Consider the following 25,001-nt stretch of genomic DNA (forward strand, 5'->3'; position numbering starts at 1 on the left):
ATTTGCCTGGCGGCTGTAGCGCGGTGGTCCCACCTGACCCCATGCCGAACTCAGAAGTGAAACGCCGTAGCGCCGATGGTAGTGTGGGGTCTCCCCATGCGAGAGTAGGGAACTGCCAGGCATCAAATAAGCAAAAAGGCCATCCGAAAGGATGGCCTTTTTGCGTTGTGCTGAGAAAAAACAGGGCGGCACTGCATTTATCCGGCCTGCACGACAAATCAGGCGATATCTGGCTAAAATAATAAGACCTACCGTGATGTTGAGGTTATTTTGCCGAACCCACCCTTCAATTATCAACAGGATTTCGCTAATACTAATTTTCGCACCCATCCCGAGCTCTACCAGGTTGGGCGGGGAGAACAAGGCGTTCTGTCAGTTGAGCCCTATAAAAGCGAAATCTTGCCTCACTGGCGATATAAAAACGCTGAAGTTGCCACAACATCTGCGCAGGAAATCTATGCGCTATTTGAGCAATACCGCCAGCAAAACGATTTTGTGGGAATGGATATGGCACGAAAATTCATTCAGATGGGATACACCCGCGCAAGACGCTATGCCAATCATAAAGGTGGAAAAAAATATGATGAAGAGGGGAATGTCCGTCCATTAGATCACGATCCTGTCAAAGCCGAAGCGGCTGGGATCTTTAAAAAGTGGTGGGATAAAATTCGCGCCGATCGCGATTATCTGCAACGAAAACAAGCACATCAAAAGCAGTGGGGATGAGCTCGACCTTATCTGCGTTAATGTTCTGCCAGCTGCCATACAGCGTAGCCGGTAGTTGCACCTGCTACGTCCCAGGCAAAGTCTTTCCAGCTCCACCCGCTTCCGCCTGGGCGACTGTCCCAGAACTCTTTCGTTGCCCCAAGACTGACAGAAAACATCAACCCAATGGCCGCGCTGCGGTCGGGACTATTACCCTGACGCTGTGCATACTCATTACCTGCGGCAGATAACATCGCCGAGGCAATAAAGTGCTGCGCTTTATCCTGGCCCTGCCAGCGGTCGTTTGCCGTATGGCTGCAGCCGGTCAGAAGCAGAGCGGTAAAGATGAGAGCCAAACGCATGGCGGATTCCATAAAAAAAGCCCCGTCAATGACAGGGCCTGTGGGTTACAGAATACGGCTGATTAAGCGGTCGATACGAATGCGGCGTAAACGACGAATCAGCTTACGCACTTTAACCGGATAGTCGGCGATACTTTGCAGATCGCGATAGTGACGCACCACGGTGGTGTGAGTGCGGATCAATTCCAGTTCACGATCGCGCTGGACTGCCAGCTCCTGACGTGGATCGTGGATCAAAATGGCGTTCTCAAGATCCAGACGCCATGCGCGCGGGTTAAGGTTGTTCCCCGTTAGCAGCATCCATTCATCATCAACCCACATCCCTTTCAGATGATAGCTATTGTCATCATCTTTCCAGAGACGCACGACCAGCTGATCGGTATTCACATAATATTGCAGGCGACTCAGGAAACGACGCAGGTTAATCTCGTACAGATAAGGCAGTGCGCCGATGATTTTAAACGGCTGATCTTCCGGGATAAAGAAGTCGTTTGCGGTTTTATCACCAACGATAATTTCTACCTTTTTACCGTCGCGCAGAAGCTGAATAATATTGCGCACCAGCACCGCTGGCAGGTTGAAGTACGGGGTGCAAATCGTCAGCTTATGCTCGGTGCATGGCATCAGATGGAAGATAGTTTTATTGAGCAGGCTCGATTTACCGAGACCTACCAGTGGGGTTACTGCGAGCTGTTCGTTATCAGCATCACCCTGGAAATGGAATGTGGCATCGCGCAGCTCCTGACGGAAAACGCGAATGTCATTTTTAATTTCCGGGCTTTTTGGCCGATGGGGATCGTCCAGGCGATTCACGCCGCGACCCTGAATCAGGTTCTGATCTACCCACTCGAACATGACGTCAGCCATCCGGGCATTGCGCACCAGGTGATAGCGATCGTAGCGGTATTTATCGAGCTGATGCAGATAGACATCATTCAGACTGGCGCCGCTGTACAGCACGCTGTCATCAATAATGAAGCCTTTAAAATGAAGGACGCCCAGCGCCTCGCGGGTATTCACCGGCACGCCATAGACAGGTACCTCAACGCCCGGGTTCTCCTGGGCCATGCGGCAGTACCAGTCGGCATTGGTGTTGGAGGCTGCGGCGCCAATGCGTCCACGCTGGCCACGGTGCCAGTCTACCAGAACGCGAACGTCCAGCTCCGGACGCTGGCGTTTGGCGTCGTACAGTGCGCGTAAAATGGCGCTGCCGCCCTCATCCTGTTCAAGATAGAGGGCGATAATGCAAATACGATGCGTTGCGCTGGCAATTTTTTCCAGAAGCGTCTCCCGAAAATGGGCGGGAGCGTAAAAGAACTCTACATCATCAACTGACTGAGAAATCTTCGGTAGTTGAGCAAGGTGTTGTTGATGTTTATTACGCTTAAATTTTGACAACATCACAGTGCGTTTCTTCTCTGTTCATTGAAGGATTATATGTACTATGCAGACGACATAAGCCGGCAATGATACCACCAGTGCCGTTTAAAGTGGTCAACATTTCCAGTACCTTACTCTTGTTTACCTGCTGCCTTTAGCTGCAGCGTTAGGCCGACAATGCCCTCTTCGAGCTGGACATCAACGGTGAAGCCTAATTTCCGCGCCAGGGCGACCATGCCGCGATTGTTGGGCATAGTAATGCCATTCAGGCGGATGAGTCCGTGATCGCGCGTGTAACTGATAAGCTTTTCCAGCAGTTTTCTACCCAGCCCCAGACCTTTAAGATCTGAGCGAACAAGCACGGCAAATTCCGCATCGACATTATCTGGATCGGAAATCGCACGCGTCACGCCAAGGATCTCATCACCTGCATCAGATCGTCTAACGGCAACGAAAGCCATTTCCCGATCGTAGTCGATCTGCGTCATATTGGCTAAATCTTCGTGGGTAAATTCGTTGATTTCGCTAAAGTAGCGATAGTACAAATCTTCTTTTGTTACCTGGGCAATAAAGCGCTGAAGCTGCGGTTCATCTTCCGGAAGAATAGGGCGAAACAGCGACGATTCGCCATTTTTCATCTCGACCCACTCTTCAAGCTGGTGAGGATATGGGCGGATAGCGAGTCGGCTTTCACGATCGCCGGTAAAAGCGGCAACCTCCAGCGTCACATCCAGCGCGGTCAGTTCGCTGCCTGAGACCAATAAAGGGTGAATATCCAGGCGCTGAATTTCCGGGCTATCGATAATCAGGTTCGAGACCTGCACAAGAAACTGGCTGAGTCCGGCGATGTCCAGCGGTCGCAGGGCGCTGCGCCCGCGGATCTTCTTGCTTTTAATGGCCTGGATCACCAGATAGCGCGCCAGGTTCATGTTCAGCGGCGGCAGGGCGACGACGGCCTGCTCTTCCGGATGCCACTCCACGCCCCCTTCGCCGAGCATGATCAGCGGACCAAAGACCGGATCCTGTTCCACCACCACCCGTAGCTCCTGTGCGCCCGCGCGGTTGGCCATGCTTTGCACCAGCAGGCCGTGGATCCGCGCCTGGGGCCAGGCCATTTTTACGCGATCGATAATCGCATCTGCAGCCTGTTGAACTTCCGCAGCGGTCCGCAGATACAGCATCACCCCCTGAACTTCAGATTTATGGGGGATATCGGGTGAACGCAGTTTTAACGCCACCGGATAACCGATTTGTTCGGCAATATGGACTGCTTCTGCACTGTCGCTGGCAATCCAGGTCGGCAGAGTGTGCATGCCATAGGCATTCAGAATCGGCTGTACTTCATGGGTATCCAGGGTACGCACGCCGTCATCAATGGCGCTTTGCAACAGGTTACGCACGTGGCCAGTGTTTGCCGTCAGATTGCCCGGCAGCGCAGGGGTTTCCCTCAGCTGCTTCTGATTACGCCGGTACTCCACCATATGCATAAAGGCGGTGATCGTCCCTTCCGGGGTTCGATAGGTTGGCAGCCCCGCTTCGCTGAACAGACGGCGCGCCTCCTGCGAAGAAAACTCCCCGCACCAGTTGGTCAGCAGAGAGACATACTTCCCGCGCGGATGCTGCTTAACTGCTTCAATCAGCGAGCGGGCACTTTCGCTACCGGGTGCCACGGCGCTCGGAGAGTGGATCACCATCAGAGCGTCAAAATCCTGGCTATCCAGCAGGATATTCAGGGCGCTGAGATAGCGCTCGCTGCTGGCGTCATCACGGAGATCGAGCGGATTACCAGGCTCGACGCCGGGCGGCAGAGCATCACGCAGGCGCGCAAGCGTCGCGTCGCTGAGGGTGGCGAGTTTGCCATTGCGCAGCCAGAGCTCGTCCAGCGCCAGCGCCGCGGGTGCGGCACCGTTGCTGATAATCATCAGTCGCTCACCCCGCAGCGGACGCATGTGGCTGAGGGTTTCTACCGCTGAAAAGAGCTCGTGCGTATCCTGCACACGCAGCAACCCTGCGCGCTGGATGGCGGCATCCCACGCCGGATCCATCCCGGAATGGGAATGCAGCAGACGCTGGGCGGCCGGACTACGTCCACTTTTGATGACCAGAATGGGCTTATTGCGTGAAGCGCTGCGCGCGGCCGAGACAAAGCGTCGCGCGTCGCTGAGATGCTCAAGATACAGCAGGATTGCACTGGTTTTGCTGTCTCTCGCCAGAAAATCCAGCAGTTCATCAACATCAATATCCAGCCCATCACCCAGGGCGATGAAATAGGAAAAGCCCATTTCGCGCTGCTGGGCCCAGTCGAGGATCGTATTTGAGACCGCTGCCGACTGGGAGATAAAGGCCAGTTTGCCTTTGCGAATGGGAACCGGAGAAAAACTGGCATTCAGCCCTTGCCACGGCGCCAGTAGCCCGAGGCTGTTTGGCCCCAGCAAGCGCATCTGGAATCGCGTGGCGCAGGCCAGCAACGCGGCCTGCTGTTCAGGTGGCGAAGAGAGAATGATGCAGGTTTTACAGCCTTTTTGCCCTAATGCCTCAAGTAACGCCAGGTTGCGTCTGGCATGAACGCAGAGCACCGCGAGATCGGGGATGAAGGGCAGGCTGTCGACATCGGGCCAGGCGAGAACGCCGAGCACGGCTTTATACGCGGGCGTCACCGGCATCACCGGGCCATTAAAACCGCCTGCCAGCAGGTTTCGCATCATCAGATAACCGGCGCGATCGGGTTTCATCGACGCGCCAATGACGGCGATGGATTTAGGGCGGAGTAACGCTTCTAACCCGCGCTGGCTCATACAAGTCTCCTGAAAAGGCGAATGACCTGATGATTTTAAACGCTTTCCGGCTCCGCTGCTGTGATGCTTCCCGTACGAATGGGTTTTCCCGCCAGGTAGCGTTCGCGAAAACAGGAGAAGTGATCGCCCAGCGCGTTTGCCGCCTGGATATCACCCGCCAGATCCAAAAGCGCAATCGCCACTTCAGCGGTGCAATACTGCCCCTCGGCATGGGCTTCACGCAGCCGGTAAGCGGAGACGCGGGAGAGGTCGACAGAGATAACCGGCAGTGCATCCAGATAAGGACTCTTGCGGAACATTTTGCGTGCTTCGGTCCAGGTGCCGTCCAGCATAATAAACAGCGGCGGCTTTCCGGAAGGGGGAGTAGCAAGAACCTGACGAGCTTCACCCGCATAGGATGCCGGGAACACGACCATCGGCTGATAATCAGGGCTGGCGACCAAATCCAGTAACGCCTGCGGCGGCTCGGTGCGTGACCACTGGAAGGCGGCGGTATCCGGCAAAATATCGGCGATCAGACGGCCGGTATTGCTGGGCTTCATCGGTTCGGTATCAAACATCACCAGACAGAACCGGCTTTGGGCGTGGCTGGGGGCCAGCGTAGCGCACAGGCACTGCTTTAACGGCAGCAGACAGCGCTGGCAGCGTCGAACACGATTACCACGGGCAAGAAAAGGGCGGGTCGCACGCGCCAGGCGTTCGGCACGCAATTGCAGTACGGCGTTATCAGTCATGGGGGAGGGCGCAGAAAAAACGCTATTCTCGCAGAGGCGAGGACGGGGCACAAGTTACGTGCCCCGGAATGTCAGATGGATTCGTTAAGCCAGCTATCAAAGGGGGCTTTAGGCACTGCGCCATTCAGCATATCGACAACTTCACCCTTTTTGAAAATCATGATGGTCGGAATGCTGCGAATGCGAAAACGGGCGCTAAGCTCAGGTTCAGCTTCAGTGTTGACCTTAACGAAACGCACTTTGCCGCTACGCTCTTCGGCGACATCTTCAAAGATCGGCGCAAAATTACGGCACGGACCACACCACGGTGCCCAAAAGTCTACAACCACGGGCAGATCGTCCTTGAGGAGTTTATCCAGAGTTGCACCGGTAGCATTAATGACATCACCATCGAACAATTCCTGACCGCAGCGACCGCATTTTGCTCCATCATCAATTCGATCGTCTGGAATGCGGTTAAGAGCCTGGCAGTTGGCACATACGGTATTCATAACTAACCTCAGGTAGTGCAGGGGGAGCAAACCGGCATGGCGCCGATCATGTTTCAAATATGTTACATATTATCAACGACCCTGTTTGAAACGACAATGCGTTTTATTCAATGAGAACAATAGTCACAGGCTTTTATACGAAGTAATGGCTATGCGCGGGTACATCGGGTAATCTGCGCGCTTCGCGCAGCGCTGGTGGAGAAAAGCATGAACGACGAACTGAAAAACAAAAGCGGCAAGGTCAAAGTGATGTATGTCCGCAGTGATGATGACTCTGATAAACGCACCGAAAATCCGCGTACCGGAAAAGGTGGCGGGCGTCCAGGGCCATCTCGTGCAGACGGTGGCCGTCGCCCCGCCCGCGATGAGAGAAATAGCCGCGGTAATGACCGCAAAAGCGACGATCGCAAACGTGACGATCGTAAACGCGATGATTTTAAACGTGATGACTTCAGTCGCGATGCGTCACCATGGCGCACTGTTTCTCGCGCCCCAAATGATGAGTCGACGGCACCTGTCGATCATGGCAGCATGAGCGGGAAAGCGGTTATCGATCCTGAAGTCATCCGTCGTCAACGTGCGGAAGAAACCCGTGTGTATGGCGAAAATGCCTGTCAGGCCCTGTTCCAGAGCCGCCCTGATTGCATCGTGCGCGCCTGGTTTATCCAGAGCGTAACGCCGCGTTTCAAAGAGGCGCTGCGCTGGATGGCGGCTAACCGCAAAGCCTACCACGTTGTGGATGACGCTGAGATCGCCAAAGCGTCTGGTACCGAGCACCATGGCGGTGTTTGCTTCATCATCAAGAAACGTAACGGTACCACCGTTCAGCAGTGGGTCAGTCAAGCTGATGAAGATGACTGCGTACTGGCGCTGGAAGATGTGGGCAATCCCCACAACCTCGGTGCAATGATGCGTAGCTGTGCGCATTTCGGCGTGAAAGGTGTCCTGCTGCAGGATGCTGCTCTGCTGGAATCCGGCGCGGCCATCCGTACTGCGGAAGGCGGAGCGGAACACGTTCAGCCAATCACCGGTGATAGCGTCCTTGAGGCAATTGAGCAGTTCCGTAAAGCGGGCTACGCCATCGTGACCACCTCCAGCCATAAAGGCACCACGCCGCTGTTTAAAGCGACGCTGCCGCGTAAAATGGTACTGGTACTGGGTCAGGAGCGTGATGGTCTGTCCGATGCGGCACTGGAGAGCGCCGATCTGAGCGTCTCTATCGATGGGACTGGGAAAGTAGAAAGCCTCAACGTCTCCGTGGCAACCGGCGTACTGCTGGCAGAGTGGTGGCGTCAGAACAAAGCGTAATCAGGCTTTGTTTGTGTTGTTTTGTAAGCCGGGTCAGGCGAAGCCGCCACCCGGCACTATTTCCGATAAATCTATTCGCTTTCGGCCGGCAACACCGGCATCCAGTTAATTGGCGTTTCACCCCGTTTTTCCAGCCATTCATTCGCCAGTGTAAAATGATGACATCCCAGAAAACCGCGATGCGCTGACAGCGGTGAAGGGTGCGGTGCTTTCAGCACATGGTGACGCTGGGTATCAATAATCGCCCCTTTCTTCTGCGCATGCGCACCCCACAGCAAGAACACCACACCTTCGCGGTGCTGGTTAATCAGGCTTATCACTTTATCCGTAAAAGTTTCCCAGCCGAGGCTGGCATGCGAATGCGCCTGTCCCGCACGAACCGTCAATACGGTGTTCAGCAGCAATACGCCCTGTCGCGCCCAGCTTTCCAGATAACCATGCGCCGGTCGGCTAAAGCCCGGTATCGACGCCTCGAGCTCTTTATACATGTTCAGCAATGAAGGTGGCGTCGCCACACCCGGACGCACGGAAAATGCCAGACCGTGGGCCTGCCCCGGACCGTGATAGGGATCCTGACCGAGGATCACCACTTTTACCTCGCCAAGTTCGGTAAAGCGAAAGGCGTTAAAAACATCTTTCTGCGGGGGATAAATGGTGATCTCCGCCTGGCGTTCGGCGGCGACGGTATTAAGGGTATTCAAAAAATAGGGCTGCTGTTTTTCATCGGCCAGTACGTCGTGCCAGGTCAAAGGGGTTGTCATCTCGCTCTCCTGCGAATTTTCTCTGCCCCTAGCTTAACTGCATATGGCGACGACGCAAAATCGGCAGACTAAAAACGCCATCTTGCTGAATAATATTTAAAAATTATTAAAAAAGTTGAAGTTCTGGTGGGGTGAAAATTGATATAAAACAATAATATTCCGTTATCACCCTTTTGCTGGTGGGGTTTTTATTGATTTAGGTCAATGAATGACGGGTGGTCGCCTGATATATATACACTCAAGCAACAATGGTTTTACCAATTGCCCTGAACAGGGCAGACACCTAATACTGTAGTTTAAGGGAGGCATCACATGATTACTGGTATCCAGATTACTAAAGCTGCAAATGACGACCTGCTGAACTCTTTCTGGCTGCTGGACAGCGAAAAAGGCGAAGCGCGTTGCGTCGTCGCGAAAGCCGGTTTTGCCGAAGATGAAATTGTACCGGTGAACAAACTGGGTGAAATCGAATATCGCGAAATCCCAATGGAAATCAAACCGGAAGTGCGTGTTGAAGGTGGTCAGCATCTGAACGTTAACGTGCTGCGCCGCGAAACGCTGGAAGATGCGGTAAAACATCCGGAAAAATATCCGCAGCTGACTATCCGTGTTTCTGGCTATGCCGTTCGCTTCAACTCACTGACGCCAGAACAGCAGCGCGACGTTATTGCGCGTACCTTTACCGCAAGCCTGTAAGGTTCGCTGTAAATAAAAACGCCGGGTGATAAGCCCGGCGTTTTTTTATTCTTCTTTCGCAGAAGTCGCTGTCGTGCCACTCGGCTTACGGCGTTTACCAATATTCTTGGCGTCGCGGTGACGTTTCTTCACGCGCGGTTTCTCTTTGTCTTTCTGTTTCTGCTCTTCGCGCTTAGCGAGCACTTTCTTAGATGGTTTACCCGTCATTTTCTCGCTGGGTGGACGCGTTGTCGGGCGCAGTTCATCGATTACGCGCGCTTTCACTGGCTCTTCGATGTAGCGACCCACTTTCTGCAGCAGCAGATAGTCATGCGCTTCAACCAGAGAAATAGCCGTACCTTTGAGGCCAGCACGTCCGGTACGACCGATACGGTGGAGGTAAGTATCCCCACTGCGTGGCATGTCGAAGTTAATCACATGGCTCACTTCAGGAATGTCGATACCGCGCGCCGCCACGTCAGTGGCCACCAGGACATTCACGCGACCTTCAGTCAGACGTTTAATCCCTTCGGTGCGTTTCACCTGCGGCATGTCACCTTCAAGATAACAGTTATCGATGCCTGCAGAACGCAGCTGAGCGGCCAGCTCATGCACACGCTCACGTTTACGAACGAAGATGATGGTACGCGTCGTATCATCTTGTTTCAGCACGTGTTTGAGCAATTCAAACTTATGTTCATAATTATCAGCACGGTAATACCACTGATGAATTTTCTTGCGCTCACGCGTGGACGGCGTGGCAGAGACTTCTACCGGCTCTTCAAGCAGACGTTCAGCAAAGTCCTTGATCGCATCGCCTTCAAGCGTTGCGGAGAACAGCATCGTCTGTTTACGCCAGCGCGTTTCGCCTGCGATGTGTTCAATATCCTGCGCGAAGCCCAGTTCCAGCATGCGGTCGGCTTCATCCAGAATCAGCGTTTCGACAGCACGACAGTCAAAGTTCTCTTCTTTGATGTACTGCATCAGGCGCCCAGTCGTGGCGACCACTATATCCTGGTTTTCACTGAACACTTCGGCGTGGTTCATATAGGCAACGCCACCGGTGATTGTCGCAATATCCAGATGGGTATTGGCGGCCAGTTCACGCGCATGCTCCGCAACCTGAACGGCTAACTCACGTGTCGGTGTCAGAATCAGAATGCGCGGCGGGCCGGATTTTTTGCGTGGAAAATCAATCAGATGCTGCAAGACGGGCAGCAGGTACGCCGCCGTTTTACCGGTGCCTGTCGGCGCTGAACCGAGTACGTCGCGGCCTTCTAATGCAGGCGGAATGGCTGCCGCCTGGATGGCAGTCGGGCGTGTGAAACCTTTATTCTGGAGGGCTTCCAGCAGGCTTTCATCGAGTTCAAGTTCGGAAAAAGTCGTTACAGTCATGTTCTACCTCTGTGTGGGGCGCTGATTATAGACGTTATGGCTGCAATCTTCATCTGTTTGTATGGATATCCCTTTTCCACCCCTTCGGTTTCCCCTATGCTACTCCGGTTTTGAAGAAGAAGGTTGCTTTGATATGTCTCAACTCAAAGCGCAGTTGCGCCGCGATGGTTTTACCTTTAAGCAGTGCTTTGTTGCGCACGATCGCTGTGCGATGAAAGTCGGCACGGATGGCATTTTACTGGGCGCATGGGCGCCGGTTGCTGGCGCTACACGTATCCTCGATATCGGCAGCGGCAGCGGATTGTTAGCGCTGATGCTGGCCCAGCGTACCGAGCCATCCGTTACCCTCGACGCGGTTGAACTGGATCCCCAGGCGGCCGGGCAGGCGGCAGAAAACGTAGCCGAGTCGCCGTGGGCCTCGCGCATTACGCTTCATTGTGCTGATGTTCTCAGCTGGGCGCCAGAGCAAACGGCACGCTATGACTTAATTGTCAGCAATCCTCCTTATTATGAACCCGGCGTTCAGTGCGCGACGCCTGAGCGCGACCAGGCCCGCTATACGGGCTCACTCGACCATAGCGCACTGCTGACCTGTGCAGCTGAGCTCATCTCGGAAGAGGGTTTTTTCTGCGTGGTACTCCCGGAGAGTACGGGCAGCGCATTTGTGAAAAACGCACTGGAGATGGGCTGGTTTTTACGCCTGCGTACCGATATCGCCGATACCGATGGCAGACTCCCGCATCGGGTTCTGCTGGCGCTGTCGCCGAAAGAGGGAGAGTGCTTCAGCGACAGGATGGTGATCCGCGGGCCAGATCAGCGTTATTCCGACGATTACACGGCGCTGACCCGCGAGTTTTATCTGTTTATGTGAGCCAGCGGCGAAAGCACGGAGGGCCCGGAGTGCTCAAGTTGCTCCGGGTAATCCAGCGTGTAATGCAGGCCACGGCTCTCTTTTCGCATCATGGCGCAGCGTACGATCAGCTCCGCCACCTGCACCAGATTACGTAATTCAAGCAGATTGTTTGAGACGCGGAAATTGGCGTAATACTCGTCCATCTCCTGCTGCAGCATGGTGATACGGCGCAGGGCTCGCTCCAGGCGCTTGCTGGTGCGCACAATACCAACGTAGTCCCACATAAAGAGGCGCAGCTCGTGCCAGTTGTGCTGGATAACAACGCGCTCGTCCGGGTTTTCTACCCGACTTTCATCCCAGGCCGGCAGGCTTTCGGCATGTCGAGCGTATGGCATGCGCTTAATAATATCCTCTGCTGCCGACCAGCCGTACACCAGACACTCCAGCAGAGAGTTGGATGCCATGCGGTTGGCACCGTGCAGGCCGGTATAACTCACTTCGCCGATAGCGTACAGACCATCAACATCGGTCCGACCATGATCGTCCACCATCACGCCACCGCAGGTATAGTGCGCGGCAGGCACCACAGGTACCGGATCTTTGGTGAGGTCAATGCCTAAGCCCATCAGCTTCTCATAAATGGTCGGGAAGTGCTGACGTACAAATTCTTCGGGCTTATGGCTAATATCCAGATACATGCAGTCCACGCCTAAACGCTTCATTTCATGATCAATGGCGCGGGCGACAATATCGCGCGGGGCCAGCTCGCCACGCTCATCGAAGTCCGGCATAAAGCGCGTCCCGTCAGGGCGTTTTAAGTGCGCACCTTCACCACGAAGGGCTTCGGTGAGCAGAAAATTGCGCGCCTGTGGGTGAAATAACGCGGTGGGGTGGAACTGGTTAAATTCCAGGTTGGCGACGCGACAGCCCGCGCGCCAGGCCATAGCAATGCCATCCCCGGAGGAGATATCCGGGTTGGTGGTATACTGATAAACCTTGGACGCGCCGCCGGTCGCAAGCACAACGGATTTCGCCCGGCAGGTTTCAACCGTTTCTTTATTCCGGTTCCAGACCCAGGCACCAACAACGCGACGCGTTCCCGGCAGGCCAATTTTATCGGAAATGATCAGGTCGACCGCATTGCTGCGTTCCAGTACCTGGATATTCGGGTGACTCAACGCCTGACTGACCAGCGTGGTTTCAACTTCTTTACCGGTGGCGTCCGCCGCATGCAGGATACGGCGATGGCTGTGCCCGCCTTCCCGCGTCAGATGATAGCCCTCTTCACCGTTCGCCTGCATGTGGGTATCAAACAACACGCCCTGATCGATAAGCCACTGTACGCACTGTCGGGCGTTACTGGCGACGAATCTGGCCGCGTGGGGATCCACGATCCCGGCTCCGGCAATCAGGGTGTCGTCCACGTGCGAGTCGATGCTGTCGGTCTCATCAAACACTGCGGCAATACCGCCCTGGGCATAGAAGGTGGAGCCTTCGCTGACAGGACCTTTGCTGAGGACAATCACTTTTTGATGTGGCGCGAGTCGCAGCGCCAGGGAGAGTCCAGCGGCGCCGCTGCCAATAATCAGTACATCACAGGTAAGTTCAGACATTGCGTTCATGATGTTTGTTTAATTTACTAAACAGTGTCGGGCCAGCATAGCACCCGAATGCGATGAATCGCACGTTTTATTTGCATGGGGTTGCAATGGCTAAACACGTGGGGCGACACGGGGAAGCGCAAAAAAGATGAAAATATTTTGCGAAGCAGATCGTTAGCTTCAGATTTTGTGATGAAATAAAGCCCGTCTTGCGGTACCCTTCAGGCGGAAAATGCCATTTCTTATCAGAAACTGGGTGCGTATCAGTATCAGACTTATAATGATAGAAAATGAACAGTCTGCGACGTGATTAACAAAAACAAAGGCGTGACGGAACTATTTGAAAAAAAGACCCTCAAAGCAACTGCTTGCTCACAGTGCAGTGTTTGGAGTGGCGTTTCGATAACGCGTGGATTTTAGGTTTGGGGAGACATTACCTCGGATGAGCGAGCAGTTAACGGACCAGGTCCTGGTTGAACGGGTCCAGAAGGGAGAACAGAAAGCCTTTAACTTACTGGTGGTGCGCTACCAGCATAAAGTGGCGAGTCTGGTTTCCCGCTATGTACCGTCAGGGGATGTCCCTGATGTAGTACAAGAATCTTTTATTAAGGCCTATCGCGCGCTGGAATCTTTCCGGGGGGATAGTGCTTTTTACACCTGGCTTTACCGTATTGCCGTCAATACGGCCAAAAATTACCTGGTTGCTCAGGGTCGTCGTCCGCCTTCAAGCGATGTGGACGCTATCGACGCAGAGAATTTTGAAAGCGGCGGCGCGCTGAAAGAAATTTCGAACCCTGAGAACTTAATGTTGTCAGAAGAACTGAGACAAATAGTTTTTCGTACCATCGAGTCGCTTCCGGAAGATTTACGTATGGCAATTACGTTGCGGGAGCTGGATGGGCTGAGCTATGAAGAGATAGCCGCTATCATGGATTGCCCGGTCGGTACGGTTCGCTCACGTATTTTTCGTGCGCGAGAAGCTATTGATAATAAAGTTCAACCGCTAATCAGGCGTTGACTCTAGCGGGATACTGGAAAAGGTATTAGGCATGCAGAAAGAAAAACTTTCCGCTTTAATGGATGGTGAAACGCTGGACAGTGAGCTGCTCAACGAGCTCTCTCGCTCTCCTGAGATGCAAAAAACCTGGGAGAGTTATCACCTCATCCGCGATACTTTGCGCGGTGATACCGGCGACGTCCTCCATTTCGATATCTCAGCACGTGTAATGGCGGCCATTGAGAATGAACCTGTTCCTCAGGCCACTCCGCTGATTCCTGAAGCCCAACCTGCACCGCACCTGTGGCAGAAGATGCCGTTCTGGAACAAAGTGCGTCCCTGGGCGAGTCAATTGACTCAAATGGGAGTGGCTGCTTGCGTATCGCTTGCAGTTATTGTTGGCGTCCAGCAGTATAATACCCAATCTGAAGCGAACCAGCAGCCAGAAGCGCCAGTGTTTAACACGCTGCCGATGATGGGCAAAGCCAGCCCGGTAAGTCTGGGCATACCTTCTGATGCATCGTCGGCGGGAGCCGGTCAGCAGCAGCAGGTACAAGAGCAGCGCCGTCGCATCAATGCGATGTTGCAGGATTACGAATTGCAGCGTCGTCTGCATTCCGAACAGCTCCAGTTTGAGCAGGCGCAAACCCAGCAAGCTGCTGTGCAAGTGCCCGGAAACCAAACCTTAGGAACGCAATCGCAGTAATGAAGCAACTTTGGTGCGCCATGTCTCTGATGGCGGGTGGCCTGTTCTTCTCTGTAAACGCCTCGGCTGATAATTCATCCGGGGCGTTGTTGCAGCAAATGAACCAGGCCAGCCAGTCACTCAACTACGAACTGGCTTTTATCAGTATCAACAAGCAAGGTGTAGAATCATTACGCTACCGCCATGCCCGACTTGATAAACAGCCGCTTGCCCAGCTCTTGCAGATGGATGGCCCGCGCCGCGAAGTGGTGCAGCGTGGCAATGAAATCAGCTATTTTGAGCCGGGGCTCGAACCCTTTACGCTAAACGGCGACTACATCGTTGATTCGCTGCCTTCGCTAATCTACACAGACTTCAAGCGTCTTGCGCCTTACTACGACTTTATCTCCGTAGGTCGCACCCGTATTGCGGACAGGCTGTGCGACGTCCTGCGCGTGGTGGCAAGAGACGGTACGCGCTATAGCTATATCGTCTGGATGGATGCAGAAACCAAGCTGCCAATGCGTGTCGATCTGCTGGATCGCGACGGTGAGACGCTGGAACAGTTCCGCGTAATCTCCTTCACCGTGGATAACCAGGTCGGCAATAGCATGCAGAATCTGGCTAAAGCCAACCTGCCGCCTTTACTCTCCGTGCCTGTGGGTGATACGGTTAATTTCAACTGGGCACCAAACTGGATCCCGCAAGGGTTTAGTGAAGTGTCCAGCAGTCGACGTCAGCTGCCCACTATTGATACACCGGTTGAATCACGTCTCTATTCCGACGGTTTGTTCAGCTTCTCGGTCAATATTAACCGCGCCACAGCGGTGAGCGCCGATCAGATGCTGCGCACCGGGCGTCGCACGGTGAGCACTACGGTGCGCGATAACGCAGAGATCACCATCGTCGGTGAACTGCCGCCTCCGACGGCAAAACGCATCGCCGACAGTATTAAATTCAAGGCCGGACAATGATCAAAGAATGGGCAACCGTCGTTTCATGGCAGGACGGTGTCGCGCGGGTGAGCTGTGATGTTAAAGCCTCCTGCAACAGTTGCGCCTCCCGTGCTGGTTGTGGAAGCCGGGTCCTCAATAAACTGGGTCCGCAAACCACGCACACCATCGTCGTGCCAAGCTCTCAGCCGCTGGTAGAAGGGCAGAAGGTGGAGCTAGGTATCGCAGAAGGTAGCTTGCTGGGATCAGCCATGCTGGTCTACCTCTCTCCATTGGTGGGACTCTTTACGGCAGGCGGCGTATTCCAGGTGCTGTTCGGCACCGATCTGGCCGCCATGTGCGGCGCAGCGCTGGGTGGCGTTGGCGGCTTTTTACTGGCGCGTGGCTTTTCGCATAAGCTCGCGGTGCGTGAAGCATGGCAGCCCGTTATCCTCAGCGTCGGGTTACCGCCCGATGAGCTTCGTGTCGAAATGCTCTCCTCAGAAGCCCGGTGAATTAAACCGGGCTTTATTATATTTACATCTCATAAAAGAAAACGCTGAATCTTCACGCTATGCTTGCGGGAAGAGCATTTCCTGGTGAAGGAGATGTAGTGTAGAATGCTGCGTTTTCGCACTGAAAAACGTCAGGCTAATAACAGCGGCCCCCAGGAATTCGTAAGGCATAATTATTAACTATATGAAGAACATACGTAACTTTTCGATCATTGCTCACATTGACCACGGTAAGTCGACGCTGTCTGACCGTATTATCCAGATTTGCGGTGGCCTGTCTGATCGTGAAATGGAAGCCCAGGTTCTGGACTCCATGGACCTGGAACGCGAACGTGGTATCACCATCAAAGCGCAGAGCGTAACGCTCGACTTCAAATCTGCTGATGGCGAAACTTATCAACTGAATTTTATCGATACCCCAGGCCACGTTGACTTCTCTTATGAAGTTTCCCGTTCGCTGGCGGCCTGCGAAGGCGCGCTGCTGGTGGTGGATGCCGGGCAGGGCGTAGAAGCTCAGACCCTGGCAAACTGCTATACCGCGCTGGAAATGGATCTTCAGGTGGTACCGGTGCTTAACAAAATCGACCTGCCTGCGGCCGATCCTGAGCGCGTAGCGGAAGAGATTGAAGACATCGTCGGCATTGATGCCACTGATGCAGTGCGCTGCTCGGCGAAAACCGGTGTGGGCGTGACCGACGTTCTGGAACGTCTGGTGCGTGAAATTCCCGGCCCGGAAGGTGACGCAGATGGCCCACTGCAGGCATTGATCATCGACTCCTGGTTCGATAACTATCTGGGCGTGGTGTCGCTGGTGCGTATTAAAAACGGCACCATGCGTAAAGGCGACAAGATTAAGGTTATGAGTACCGGACAGGTCTATAACGCCGATCGCCTGGGGATCTTCACGCCGAAGCAGGTCGACCGTACCGAACTGAAGTGCGGTGAAGTTGGCTGGCTGGTGTGTGCGATTAAAGACATCCTGGGTGCGCCGGTTGGCGATACCCTGACTCAGGCACGTAACCCGGCAGATAAAGCGCTGCCAGGCTTTAAAAAAGTGAAGCCGCAGGTTTACGCTGGTCTGTTCCCGGTGAGCTCCGACGACTACGAAAACTTCCGCGACGCGCTAGGTAAACTGAGCCTGAACGACGCCTCCCTGTTCTATGAGCCAGAAAGCTCAACGGCGCTGGGCTTCGGCTTCCGCTGTGGCTTCCTCGGCCTGCTGCACATGGAGATCATTCAGGAACGTCTGGAGCGTGAATACGATCTGGATCTGATTACCACGGCACCAACGGTTGTTTACGAAGTTGAAACCACCTCTAAAGAGGTGATCTATGTCGACAGCCCATCCAAGCTGCCACCGCTGAACAACATTGCTGAACTGCGTGAACCTATCGCCGAGTGTCACATGCTGCTGCCGCAGGAATTCCTCGGCAACGTGATTACCCTGTGTATCGAAAAGCGCGGCGTGCAGACCAACATGGTTTACCACGGCAACCAGGTTGCGCTGACCTATGAAATTCCAATGGCGGAAGTGGTGCTCGACTTCTTCGATCGCCTGAAGTCAACGTCGCGCGGCTATGCGTCGCTGGACTACAACTTCAAGCGTTTCCAGGCCTCTAACATGGTGCGTGTGGACGTGCTGATCAACAGTGAGCGCGTTGATGCGCTGGCGCTGATCACCCACAACGATAATGCCCCGTATCGTGGTCGTGAGCTGGTCGAGAAGATGAAAGAACTGATCCCACGCCAGCAGTTCGACATTGCGATTCAGGCGGCGATCGGTAACCACATCATCGCTCGTGCGACGGTGAAACAGTTACGTAAAAACGTTCTGGCAAAATGCTATGGCGGTGACGTCAGCCGTAAGAAAAAGCTGCTCCAGAAGCAGAAAGACGGTAAGAAACGTATGAAGCAGGTCGGTAACGTCGAGCTGCCGCAGGAAGCGTTCCTCGCCATTCTGCACGTGGGTAAAGACGGAAAATAATTCTTAAGGAGTTGGCATGGCGAACATGTTTGCCCTGATCCTGGTGATTGCCACACTGGTGACGGGGCTGTTGTGGTGTCTGGATAAGTTTATTTTTGCACCAAAACGTCGCGAACGTCAGGCCGCCGCACAGGCGGCCACGGGCGACCAGTTAGATCCGAAAACCCTGAAAAAAGTCAGCCCGAAGCCGGGCTGGCTGGAAACAGGCGCTTCGGTCTTTCCGGTGCTGGCGATTGTGCTGGTGGTACGTTCGTTCATCTATGAACCTTTCCAGATCCCATCCGGTTCGATGATGCCAACGCTGCTGATCGGTGATTTTATTCTGGTAGAAAAGTTTGCCTACGGCATTAAAGATCCTATCTACCAGAAAACGCTGATCGAGACCGGTCATCCGAAGCGTGGCGACATTGTGGTGTTCAAATATCCGGACGATCCGCGTCTGGACTACATCAAACGCACCGTTGGCGTTCCGGGCGATAAGGTCACTTATAACCCGGTTTCAAAAGAGGTGACGGTTCAGCCAGGCTGCAGTTCCGGTACAGCCTGTGGCAGCGCCTTAGCGGTGACCTATTCTGGCGTTGAGCCCAGCGATTTTGTGCAGACCTTTGCGCGTCGCAACGGCGGTGAAGCGACCAGCGGGTTCTTCCAACTGCCGAAAAGCGAGAGCAAAGAGAACGGCATCCGCCTGAGCGAACGTAAAGAGACATTGGGTGATGTTACCCACCGTATTCTGACCGTCTCGATCGCCCAGGATCAACTCGGCATGTACTATCAGCAGCAAGGCCAGCAGCTGGCGACCTGGATTGTGCCGCCTGGACACTACTTCATGATGGGTGATAACCGCGATAACAGCGCGGACAGCCGTTACTGGGGCTTTGTGCCGGAAGCGAATCTGGTGGGTAAAGCGACCGCTATCTGGATGAGTTTTGAGAAACAGGAAGGTGAATGGCCTACCGGCGTACGTTTAAATCGTATTGGCGGCATCCATTAATTCCTGAGAAATGAATACGTAGCCTCTTTTATTGGAGGCTACGTAAATTATTTAACTGATAAATGCCTACGGACTAACGACAACCCCTGTCGTTGCGTATAGAATATTCCCCCGAAGTTTAAGGTTGGCGCTGACTCAGTGCCACGGCACACGAAACCGCGTTGGCTCCCCCAGGTCGGTTTCGTGTGCTGCATTTTTGACGCATTCATTTATTGGTATCGCATGAACCCCATCGTAATTAATCGGCTTCAACGAAAGCTGGGCTACACTTTTCAGCATCAGGAGTTGTTGCAACAGGCATTAACCCACCGCAGTGCCAGCAGCAAACACAACGAGCGTCTCGAGTTCCTGGGCGACTCCATTTTGAGTTACGTTATTGCCAACGCGCTTTATCATCGCTTCCCGCGGGTGGACGAGGGTGATATGAGCCGCATGCGTGCAACGTTGGTGCGTGGAAATACGCTTGCTGAAATCGCGCGCGAATTTGAACTGGGTGAATGTCTGCGACTCGGTCCTGGCGAACTGAAGAGCGGCGGTTTCCGTCGTGAATCTATTCTCGCAGATACGGTCGAAGCTCTGATCGGTGGTGTTTTCCTCGACAGCGACATTCAGACAGTTGAACAACTGATCCTGAACTGGTACCAGACCCGTCTGGATGAAATCAGTCCCGGTGATAAGCAGAAAGATCCAAAAACACGTTTGCAGGAGTACCTGCAGGGTCGCCATCTGCCGCTGCCATCGTATCTGGTGGTGCAGGTACGTGGCGAAGCACACGATCAAGAATTTACCATCCATTGCCAGGTTAGCGGCCTGAGTGAACCGGTGGTTGGCACAGGTTCAAGTCGTCGTAAGGCTGAACAGGCTGCCGCCGAACAGGCGTTGAAAATACTGGAGCTGGAATGAGCGAAGAAAAAAGTTACTGCGGTTTTATTGCCATCGTCGGACGCCCGAACGTTGGCAAATCAACCCTGCTGAATAATCTGCTGGGTCAGAAAATTTCCATCACCTCTCGTAAGGCGCAGACCACGCGTCACCGTATTGTCGGTATCCATACCGAAGGTGTGTATCAGGCTATCTACGTTGATACCCCGGGTCTGCACATGGAAGAGAAGCGCGCCATCAACCGTCTGATGAACAAGGCGGCGAGCAGCTCTATCGGTGACGTTGAGCTGGTTATCTTCGTGGTTGAAGGCACCCGCTGGACCGCGGACGACGAGATGGTGCTGAATAAGCTGCGTGATGGCAAAGTGCCGGTGATCCTCGCGGTCAATAAAGTGGACAACGTGCAGGAAAAAGCCGACCTGCTGCCGCATCTGCAGTGGCTGGGTAGCCAGATGAACTTCCTCGATATCGTTCCGCTGTCTGCAGAGACCGGTCTGAATGTCGATACCATCGCGGGCATCGTACGTAAACACCTGCCGGAAGCGATTCATCACTTCCCGGAAGATTACATCACAGACCGTTCTCAGCGCTTCATGGCGTCAGAAATCATCCGCGAGAAGCTGATGCGTTTCCTCGGTGCTGAACTGCCATACTCCGTTACCGTGGAAATCGAACGTTTCCAGACCAACGAGCGCGGCGGGTACGACATCAACGGCTTGATCCTCGTTGAGCGCGAAGGGCAGAAGAAGATGGTAATCGGTAACAAAGGTTCCAAAATCAAAACCATCGGTATCGAAGCTCGCAAAGACATGCAGGAAATGTTTGAAGCGCCGGTTCACCTCGAACTGTGGGTGAAAGTGAAATCCGGCTGGGCCGATGACGAGCGCGCTCTGCGCAGCCTCGGTTACGGCGACGACGTCTAAGCCACTAAAACGTGGAAGGCTGGCAGCGCGCATTCGTCCTGCATAGTCGTCCCTGGAGCGAAACCAGCCTGATGCTGGACGTCTTCACGGAAGAGTCGGGCCGCGTGCGCCTTGTTGCCAAAGGCGCACGTTCCAAACGCTCGAATCTGAAAGGGGCCCTGCAACCCTTCACACCTCTGCTGGTGCGTTTTGGCGGACGCGGAGAAGTCAAAACCCTGCGCAGTGCTGAAGCCGTCTCTCTGGCGCTCCCCCTCTCTGGTATTACGCTGTACAGCGGTCTGTATGTGAACGAGCTTATCTCGCGCGTACTGGAACATGAGACCCGCTTTTCTGAACTCTTTTTCGACTATCTGTACTGTATCCAGGCCCTGGCGGGCACCACCGGCTCGCCGGAACCTGCGCTGCGTCGCTTTGAGCTGGCGCTACTCGGCCATCTGGGATACGGCGTCGATTTTCTGCACTGTGCGGGCAGCGGCGAACCTGTGGATGACACCATGACCTACCGCTATCGCGAAGAGAAAGGCTTTATCGCGAGTATCGTCATCGATAACAGCACCTTTACTGGACGGGATCTCCGGGCGCTGGCGGAACGCGAATTTCCTGATGCCACCACCCTGCGTGCGGCAAAACGCTTTACCCGCATTGCGCTCAAGCCGTATCTTGGTGGCAAGCCCTTAAAGAGCCGAGAATTATTCCGGCAGTTTTTGCCGAAGCGTTAACGAATCAAAAGAAAATCGAGGATTGTCATGGCTGAATTACTGTTAGGCATCAACATTGACCACATCGCCACCCTGCGTAATGCGCGCGGCACCGCGTATCCGGATCCGGTTCAGGCAGCATTTATCGCCGAGCAGGCGGGCGCAGACGGCATTACCGTGCACCTGCGTGAAGATCGTCGCCACATCACCGACCGCGACGTGCGCGTTTTGCGCCAGACTCTGGATACGCGCATGAATCTGGAGATGGCGGTCACTGAAGAGATGCTGGCGATTGCCGTTGAGACGAAACCGCATTTCTGCTGCCTGGTGCCGGAAAAGCGTCAGGAAGTGACCACCGAAGGCGGGCTGGATGTGGCCGGGCAACTGGACAAAATGCGCGATGCCTGCAAACGTCTGGCCGATGCCGGGATCCTTGTGTCGCTGTTCATCGATGCTGACGAGGCGCAGATCAAAGCCGCTGCGGACGTGGGCGCGCCCTATATTGAGATCCACACCGGCTGCTACGCTGATGCTGAAGACGAAGCCACCCAGGCCAAAGAGCTGGCGCGGATCGCCAAAGCTGCCACCTATGCGGCAGGCCTTGGCCTGAAGGTCAACGCCGGTCACGGTCTGACTTACCATAATGTCAAAGCCATTGCGGCGATCCCGGAGATGCACGAGCTGAACATCGGCCATGCGATTATCGGTCGCGCGGTAATGAGCGGCCTGAAAGACGCCGTTGCCGAGATGAAACGCCTGATGCTGGAAGCGCGCAACTAATGGCCATTCTTGGCTTAGGAACCGATATCGTTGAAATCACCCGCATCGAAGCAGTGATTTCCCGCAGCGGCGATCGCCTGGCGCGACGGGTGCTCAGCGATAACGAATGGGCCATCTGGGAAACGCACCAGCAGCCGGTGCGTTTTCTTGCCAAACGCTTTGCAGTCAAAGAAGCAGCGGCTAAAGCTTTCGGTACCGGGATCCGCAACGGTCTGGCGTTTAATCAGTTTGAAGTGTTTAACGATGAGCTGGGCAAGCCGCGTCTGCGGTTGTGGGGCGAGGCGTTAAAGCTGGCAGAAAAGCTGGGCGTGGCGCACATGCACGTGACGCTGGCGGATGAACGTCATTACGCCTGCGCGACGGTGATTATCGAAAGCTAGATTTTGTCCGCGTGGTGCATCAGGACAAACTTATCCCACAGCTGCTCTTCGGATTCAGGACGTGCCGGATCTTTCAGGATTGTATTGGGGATCGGGCACACCTTCTGGCAGGTCGGCGTTTCATAATGGCCGATGCATTCGGTGCAAAGATCGCTGTTAATCTCATAAATGTCGTTACCCATCGAGATGGCCTGGTTAGGGCATTCGGGCTCGCACATATCGCAATTAATGCATTTTTTGGTAATTAACAGCGCCATCAGGAAATTCTCAGAAACATCACAAACAGGGCGGGCATTATACGCTCATTCCCTGTTCAGACCAGTTTTTTTACCAGCGCCTCACTGTGGCGAATGCGCTCCGGGGCATGCTCCAGATCCTGCTGAACCAGCGCCATAAACAGCAGATCGGTCAGCAGCATCTGCGCGCTGGTGGACGAAATCGCTGCGCTGCGGGTGGCCTGCTCCTCGGCGATGGTGTAAAGACAGCGCGTCGCCCGCTGCTGCAGGGCATTGGGGGTAAACCCGGTGATCGCCAGTATTTTCCCGCCCACGCGCAGCGCCTCATCGGCGGCAAGATTAATCTCACGGCGTTCCCCGGAATACGAGATGGCCAGCAGCAGATCGTCGGGCGCCATCGCCTGAACCGTCGCCAGCAGGGCGTGCATGTCCTGTTCCGCAATGGCGATCAGACCAATTTTGTTTAGCTTCCAGCCAAAATTACGTGCCACCAGCCCCGAGGCACCAATCCCGGTCAGGATCACCCGCCGTGCCGCGCGCAGCATGCCGACGCTTTCCAGCAGCTTCTCCTCGCTGTTCACATCCAGCGTGGCGTGCATCGCCGCCACCTTCTCTTTAATCAGCTTCTCGCCGACAAGGCGCATTGGGTCATCGCCGCGGATCTGATTATGCACCGGCATCGACTGCGGGTTAGGGTTACTGGCCAGCGCTTCGCTGATCGCCAGCTTCAGCGCCGGAAAGCCTTTAAACCCCATCTTCTGGGCAAATTTAACCACGCTGGACTGGCTGACGCCCGCTTCGCTTGCCAGCTGCTGCGAGCTTAAATGGCGTGCGCGATCGGGCTGGGAGAGCAAAAAATCCGCCAGCTTTTTGTCGCTCTGGGCAAGACCCGCGTAGCGCTGGCGGATCCGAATTAAACAGTTCATGAGTACTCCTGGCGAAATGTGATGACTACAGCAATTGCGAATTCTTCTCGCCTGAATGAATTTTATATTCCATTATAGTGTGACTATTATGAATTAAAAATTCTTGAGGTACAAAAGATGAATCTCGGCTCACTCGTTTCTGAATCCCGCAACCCACAAACTCTGGATCTGGACGCGCTCTCCACGTTCGACCTTGTTACTCGTTTTAATCAGCAGGATACGCTGGTCGCGCAGGCAGTAAAAGAGACATTGCCGGAAGTGGCAAAAGCCGTGGATGCCGCCGCAGGTGCACTGAAAGCGGGCGGGCGCATCATCTACATGGGCGCTGGCACCAGCGGGCGTCTCGGGGTGCTGGATGCCTCGGAATGCCCGCCCACTTTTGGCGTTCCACACGGTCTGGTGGTTGGCCTGATTGCCGGCGGTCCCGGTGCGCTGCTGAAGGCGGTGGAAGGGGCAGAGGACAGCAAGCAGCTCGGCGAAGACGACCTGAAGGCCCTCAACCTGACGGCAAACGACCTGGTAGTGGGGCTCGCGGCCTCCGGGCGCACGCCGTATGTGATTGGTGGGCTGGAGTATGCCAACCAGACTGGCTGTACCACAGTGGCAATCTCCTGTAATCCGGGATCACCAATTGCCCAGGTTGCGGCGATTGCTATCTCGCCGGTGGTGGGGCCGGAAGCCCTGACCGGCTCCACCCGCATGAAGTCCGGCACCGCGCAGAAGCTGGTGCTGAACATGATCTCCACCGGCGCGATGGTGAAATTCGGCAAGGTGTATCAGAACCTGATGGTGGACATGAAAGCCACCAACGTGAAGCTGATTGACCGGGCGTGTCGGATGGTGGTCGAGGCCACCGGTGCGGCGCGCGAAGAGGCAGAAACGGTGCTCCAGCAGACCGGGTATGACGTTAAACCCGCCATTCTGATGATCCTGAGCGGTCTCGATGCCGCCGCAGCGCGCGCAAAACTCGATGCGCATCAGGGATTCTTACGGGCAGCATTAGAAAACTAAA

General features: G+C 54.6%; 27 protein-coding genes and 1 rRNA gene. 18 read left to right on the plus strand and 10 right to left on the minus strand.

Annotated features, from left to right (window positions below; genetic code table 11):
- Positions 1-5: 5 nt before the first annotated feature.
- Both rrf and M8014_RS02360 read left to right on the plus strand, forming a co-directional pair.
- Positions 6-121: ribosomal RNA gene (rrf, locus tag M8014_RS02355) — 5S ribosomal RNA — on the plus strand.
- A 149-nt stretch (positions 122-270) separates the two neighbouring features.
- Positions 271-726 (plus strand): DUF4385 domain-containing protein, encoded by a 456-nt coding sequence (locus M8014_RS02360; protein WP_271280955.1) that lies wholly within the window; start codon positions 271-273, stop codon positions 724-726.
- Between the two features lie 17 nt (positions 727-743).
- Here the strand turns inward: M8014_RS02360 and M8014_RS02365 are convergent, their stop codons facing one another.
- The 5 genes from M8014_RS02365 to trxC all read right to left on the minus strand — a co-directional run bounded on the left by M8014_RS02365 (position 744) and on the right by trxC (position 6,467).
- Positions 744-1,067, minus strand: coding sequence for a YfiM family lipoprotein (locus tag M8014_RS02365; RefSeq protein WP_271280956.1), 324 nt, complete (start codon positions 1,065-1,067; stop codon positions 744-746).
- A gap of 45 nt (positions 1,068-1,112) precedes the next feature.
- Positions 1,113-2,468 (minus strand): CDP-diacylglycerol--serine O-phosphatidyltransferase, encoded by a 1,356-nt coding sequence (gene pssA, locus M8014_RS02370; RefSeq protein WP_271281044.1) that lies wholly within the window; start codon positions 2,466-2,468, stop codon positions 1,113-1,115.
- A gap of 110 nt (positions 2,469-2,578) precedes the next feature.
- Complete coding sequence (locus tag M8014_RS02380; protein ID WP_271280957.1) at positions 2,579-5,242, minus strand: bifunctional acetate--CoA ligase family protein/GNAT family N-acetyltransferase; 2,664 nt, start codon at positions 5,240-5,242, stop codon at positions 2,579-2,581.
- A gap of 35 nt (positions 5,243-5,277) precedes the next feature.
- Entirely contained in the window at positions 5,278-5,976 is a 699-nt protein-coding gene (tapT, locus tag M8014_RS02385) for a tRNA-uridine aminocarboxypropyltransferase (RefSeq protein WP_271280958.1), read from the minus strand.
- 71 nt (positions 5,977-6,047) lie between these two features.
- Positions 6,048-6,467 (minus strand): thioredoxin TrxC, encoded by a 420-nt coding sequence (gene trxC, locus M8014_RS02390; RefSeq protein ID WP_271280959.1) that lies wholly within the window; start codon positions 6,465-6,467, stop codon positions 6,048-6,050.
- Positions 6,468-6,674: 207 nt separating this feature from the next.
- On the opposite strand from trxC, the gene M8014_RS02395 reads away from it, so the two are divergent.
- Positions 6,675-7,775: a tRNA/rRNA methyltransferase gene (locus M8014_RS02395; protein ID WP_271280960.1), complete on the plus strand. Its 1,101-nt coding sequence runs from the start codon at positions 6,675-6,677 to the stop codon at positions 7,773-7,775.
- 71 nt (positions 7,776-7,846) lie between these two features.
- On the opposite strand, the gene ung is transcribed toward M8014_RS02395, so the two are convergent.
- The gene (gene ung / locus M8014_RS02400; protein ID WP_271280961.1) at positions 7,847-8,536 is read right to left on the minus strand and encodes a uracil-DNA glycosylase; all 690 of its coding nucleotides are present in this window, start codon (positions 8,534-8,536) and stop codon (positions 7,847-7,849) included.
- 312 nt (positions 8,537-8,848) lie between these two features.
- Here ung and grcA point away from each other — a divergent pair, with 312 nt between their 5' ends.
- On the plus strand, positions 8,849-9,232 hold the full coding sequence (grcA, locus tag M8014_RS02405; RefSeq protein ID WP_271280962.1) for an autonomous glycyl radical cofactor GrcA: 384 nt from the start codon (positions 8,849-8,851) through the stop codon (positions 9,230-9,232).
- Positions 9,233-9,277: 45 nt separating this feature from the next.
- Here grcA and srmB read toward each other — a convergent pair whose 3' ends face one another.
- A complete protein-coding gene (srmB, locus tag M8014_RS02410; protein ID WP_271280963.1) occupies positions 9,278-10,606 on the minus strand; it encodes an ATP-dependent RNA helicase SrmB in 1,329 nt (442 codons plus the stop codon).
- Positions 10,607-10,739: 133 nt separating this feature from the next.
- Here srmB and trmN point away from each other — a divergent pair, with 133 nt between their 5' ends.
- Positions 10,740-11,477 (plus strand): tRNA(1)(Val) (adenine(37)-N(6))-methyltransferase TrmN, encoded by a 738-nt coding sequence (trmN, locus tag M8014_RS02415; RefSeq protein ID WP_271280964.1) that lies wholly within the window; start codon positions 10,740-10,742, stop codon positions 11,475-11,477.
- Here the strand turns inward: trmN and nadB are convergent.
- A complete protein-coding gene (gene nadB / locus M8014_RS02420; RefSeq protein ID WP_271280965.1) occupies positions 11,462-13,081 on the minus strand; it encodes an L-aspartate oxidase in 1,620 nt (539 codons plus the stop codon). The two genes, trmN and nadB, sit on opposite strands and share 16 nt — an antisense overlap.
- Positions 13,082-13,437: 356 nt before the next feature.
- Here nadB and rseD point away from each other — a divergent pair, with 356 nt between their 5' ends.
- The 12 genes from rseD (at position 13,438) to acpS (ending at position 22,827) form a co-directional block, all read left to right on the plus strand.
- Complete coding sequence (rseD, locus tag M8014_RS02425) at positions 13,438-13,506, plus strand: rpoE leader peptide RseD (RefSeq protein WP_231313890.1); 69 nt, start codon at positions 13,438-13,440, stop codon at positions 13,504-13,506.
- The gene (gene rpoE / locus M8014_RS02430; protein WP_271269076.1) at positions 13,503-14,078 is read left to right on the plus strand and encodes an RNA polymerase sigma factor RpoE; all 576 of its coding nucleotides are present in this window, start codon (positions 13,503-13,505) and stop codon (positions 14,076-14,078) included. The genes rseD and rpoE overlap by 4 nt, the downstream gene beginning before the upstream one ends.
- Positions 14,079-14,109: 31 nt before the next feature.
- Positions 14,110-14,763: an anti-sigma-E factor RseA gene (gene rseA, locus M8014_RS02435; protein ID WP_271280966.1), complete on the plus strand. Its 654-nt coding sequence runs from the start codon at positions 14,110-14,112 to the stop codon at positions 14,761-14,763.
- Positions 14,763-15,716, plus strand: coding sequence for a sigma-E factor regulatory protein RseB (rseB, locus tag M8014_RS02440; RefSeq protein WP_271280967.1), 954 nt, complete (start codon positions 14,763-14,765; stop codon positions 15,714-15,716). The genes rseA and rseB overlap by 1 nt, the downstream gene beginning before the upstream one ends.
- Positions 15,713-16,189, plus strand: coding sequence for a SoxR-reducing system protein RseC (gene rseC, locus M8014_RS02445; protein WP_271280968.1), 477 nt, complete (start codon positions 15,713-15,715; stop codon positions 16,187-16,189). Before rseB ends, rseC begins: the two co-directional genes overlap by 4 nt.
- 184 nt (positions 16,190-16,373) lie before the next feature.
- Positions 16,374-18,173 (plus strand): translation elongation factor 4, encoded by a 1,800-nt coding sequence (gene lepA / locus M8014_RS02450; protein WP_271280969.1) that lies wholly within the window; start codon positions 16,374-16,376, stop codon positions 18,171-18,173.
- A gap of 16 nt (positions 18,174-18,189) precedes the next feature.
- Positions 18,190-19,164 (plus strand): signal peptidase I, encoded by a 975-nt coding sequence (gene lepB, locus M8014_RS02455; RefSeq protein ID WP_271280970.1) that lies wholly within the window; start codon positions 18,190-18,192, stop codon positions 19,162-19,164.
- 222 nt (positions 19,165-19,386) lie between these two features.
- Positions 19,387-20,067: a ribonuclease III gene (rnc, locus tag M8014_RS02460; RefSeq protein ID WP_271280971.1), complete on the plus strand. Its 681-nt coding sequence runs from the start codon at positions 19,387-19,389 to the stop codon at positions 20,065-20,067.
- Positions 20,064-20,969: a GTPase Era gene (gene era, locus M8014_RS02465; protein ID WP_271280972.1), complete on the plus strand. Its 906-nt coding sequence runs from the start codon at positions 20,064-20,066 to the stop codon at positions 20,967-20,969. The genes rnc and era overlap by 4 nt, the downstream gene beginning before the upstream one ends.
- Positions 20,970-20,980: 11 nt before the next feature.
- Positions 20,981-21,688 carry a DNA repair protein RecO gene (gene recO / locus M8014_RS02470; RefSeq protein ID WP_271280973.1) on the plus strand — a complete coding sequence of 236 codons (708 nt, stop codon included), beginning with the start codon at positions 20,981-20,983 and terminating at the stop codon, positions 21,686-21,688.
- A gap of 27 nt (positions 21,689-21,715) precedes the next feature.
- The gene (gene pdxJ / locus M8014_RS02475; RefSeq protein ID WP_271280974.1) at positions 21,716-22,447 is read left to right on the plus strand and encodes a pyridoxine 5'-phosphate synthase; all 732 of its coding nucleotides are present in this window, start codon (positions 21,716-21,718) and stop codon (positions 22,445-22,447) included.
- Positions 22,447-22,827, plus strand: coding sequence for a holo-ACP synthase (acpS, locus tag M8014_RS02480; protein WP_204558399.1), 381 nt, complete (start codon positions 22,447-22,449; stop codon positions 22,825-22,827). The genes pdxJ and acpS overlap by 1 nt, the downstream gene beginning before the upstream one ends.
- Here the strand turns inward: acpS and M8014_RS02485 are convergent.
- Together M8014_RS02485 and M8014_RS02490 are read right to left on the minus strand one after the other, a co-directional pair.
- A complete protein-coding gene (locus M8014_RS02485; protein ID WP_271280975.1) occupies positions 22,824-23,084 on the minus strand; it encodes a YfhL family 4Fe-4S dicluster ferredoxin in 261 nt (86 codons plus the stop codon). The genes acpS and M8014_RS02485 overlap by 4 nt on opposite strands.
- Positions 23,085-23,140: 56 nt before the next feature.
- Positions 23,141-23,989, minus strand: coding sequence for a MurR/RpiR family transcriptional regulator (locus tag M8014_RS02490; RefSeq protein WP_271269065.1), 849 nt, complete (start codon positions 23,987-23,989; stop codon positions 23,141-23,143).
- A 117-nt stretch (positions 23,990-24,106) separates the two neighbouring features.
- Here M8014_RS02490 and murQ point away from each other — a divergent pair, with 117 nt between their 5' ends.
- A complete protein-coding gene (gene murQ, locus M8014_RS02495) occupies positions 24,107-25,000 on the plus strand; it encodes an N-acetylmuramic acid 6-phosphate etherase (protein ID WP_271280976.1) in 894 nt (297 codons plus the stop codon).
- Position 25,001 lies beyond the last annotated feature (1 nt).

Origin of the sequence: Silvania hatchlandensis (assembly GCF_025564065.1) — a bacterium.
Lineage (GTDB): Bacteria > Pseudomonadota > Gammaproteobacteria > Enterobacterales > Enterobacteriaceae > Enterobacter > Enterobacter hatchlandensis.

Coding starts and splice junctions, on each gene's coding strand:
- acpS (WP_204558399.1), top strand. CDS start 22,447: ATGGCCATTCTTGGCTTAGGAACCGATATCGTTGAAATCACCCGCATC.
- rseB (WP_271280967.1), top strand. CDS start 14,763: ATGAAGCAACTTTGGTGCGCCATGTCTCTGATGGCGGGTGGCCTGTTC.
- nadB (WP_271280965.1), bottom strand. CDS start 13,081: ATGAACGCAATGTCTGAACTTACCTGTGATGTACTGATTATTGGCAGC.
- M8014_RS02485 (WP_271280975.1), bottom strand. CDS start 23,084: ATGGCGCTGTTAATTACCAAAAAATGCATTAATTGCGATATGTGCGAG.
- rpoE (WP_271269076.1), top strand. CDS start 13,503: ATGAGCGAGCAGTTAACGGACCAGGTCCTGGTTGAACGGGTCCAGAAG.
- M8014_RS02380 (WP_271280957.1), bottom strand. CDS start 5,242: ATGAGCCAGCGCGGGTTAGAAGCGTTACTCCGCCCTAAATCCATCGCC.
- lepB (WP_271280970.1), top strand. CDS start 18,190: ATGGCGAACATGTTTGCCCTGATCCTGGTGATTGCCACACTGGTGACG.
- rnc (WP_271280971.1), top strand. CDS start 19,387: ATGAACCCCATCGTAATTAATCGGCTTCAACGAAAGCTGGGCTACACT.
- rseC (WP_271280968.1), top strand. CDS start 15,713: ATGATCAAAGAATGGGCAACCGTCGTTTCATGGCAGGACGGTGTCGCG.
- M8014_RS02365 (WP_271280956.1), bottom strand. CDS start 1,067: ATGCGTTTGGCTCTCATCTTTACCGCTCTGCTTCTGACCGGCTGCAGC.
- srmB (WP_271280963.1), bottom strand. CDS start 10,606: ATGACTGTAACGACTTTTTCCGAACTTGAACTCGATGAAAGCCTGCTG.
- era (WP_271280972.1), top strand. CDS start 20,064: ATGAGCGAAGAAAAAAGTTACTGCGGTTTTATTGCCATCGTCGGACGC.
- pssA (WP_271281044.1), bottom strand. CDS start 2,468: ATGTTGTCAAAATTTAAGCGTAATAAACATCAACAACACCTTGCTCAA.
- tapT (WP_271280958.1), bottom strand. CDS start 5,976: ATGACTGATAACGCCGTACTGCAATTGCGTGCCGAACGCCTGGCGCGT.
- trmN (WP_271280964.1), top strand. CDS start 10,740: ATGTCTCAACTCAAAGCGCAGTTGCGCCGCGATGGTTTTACCTTTAAG.
- murQ (WP_271280976.1), top strand. CDS start 24,107: ATGAATCTCGGCTCACTCGTTTCTGAATCCCGCAACCCACAAACTCTG.
- grcA (WP_271280962.1), top strand. CDS start 8,849: ATGATTACTGGTATCCAGATTACTAAAGCTGCAAATGACGACCTGCTG.
- rseA (WP_271280966.1), top strand. CDS start 14,110: ATGCAGAAAGAAAAACTTTCCGCTTTAATGGATGGTGAAACGCTGGAC.
- pdxJ (WP_271280974.1), top strand. CDS start 21,716: ATGGCTGAATTACTGTTAGGCATCAACATTGACCACATCGCCACCCTG.
- M8014_RS02395 (WP_271280960.1), top strand. CDS start 6,675: ATGAACGACGAACTGAAAAACAAAAGCGGCAAGGTCAAAGTGATGTAT.
- M8014_RS02490 (WP_271269065.1), bottom strand. CDS start 23,989: ATGAACTGTTTAATTCGGATCCGCCAGCGCTACGCGGGTCTTGCCCAG.
- lepA (WP_271280969.1), top strand. CDS start 16,374: ATGAAGAACATACGTAACTTTTCGATCATTGCTCACATTGACCACGGT.
- ung (WP_271280961.1), bottom strand. CDS start 8,536: ATGACAACCCCTTTGACCTGGCACGACGTACTGGCCGATGAAAAACAG.
- trxC (WP_271280959.1), bottom strand. CDS start 6,467: ATGAATACCGTATGTGCCAACTGCCAGGCTCTTAACCGCATTCCAGAC.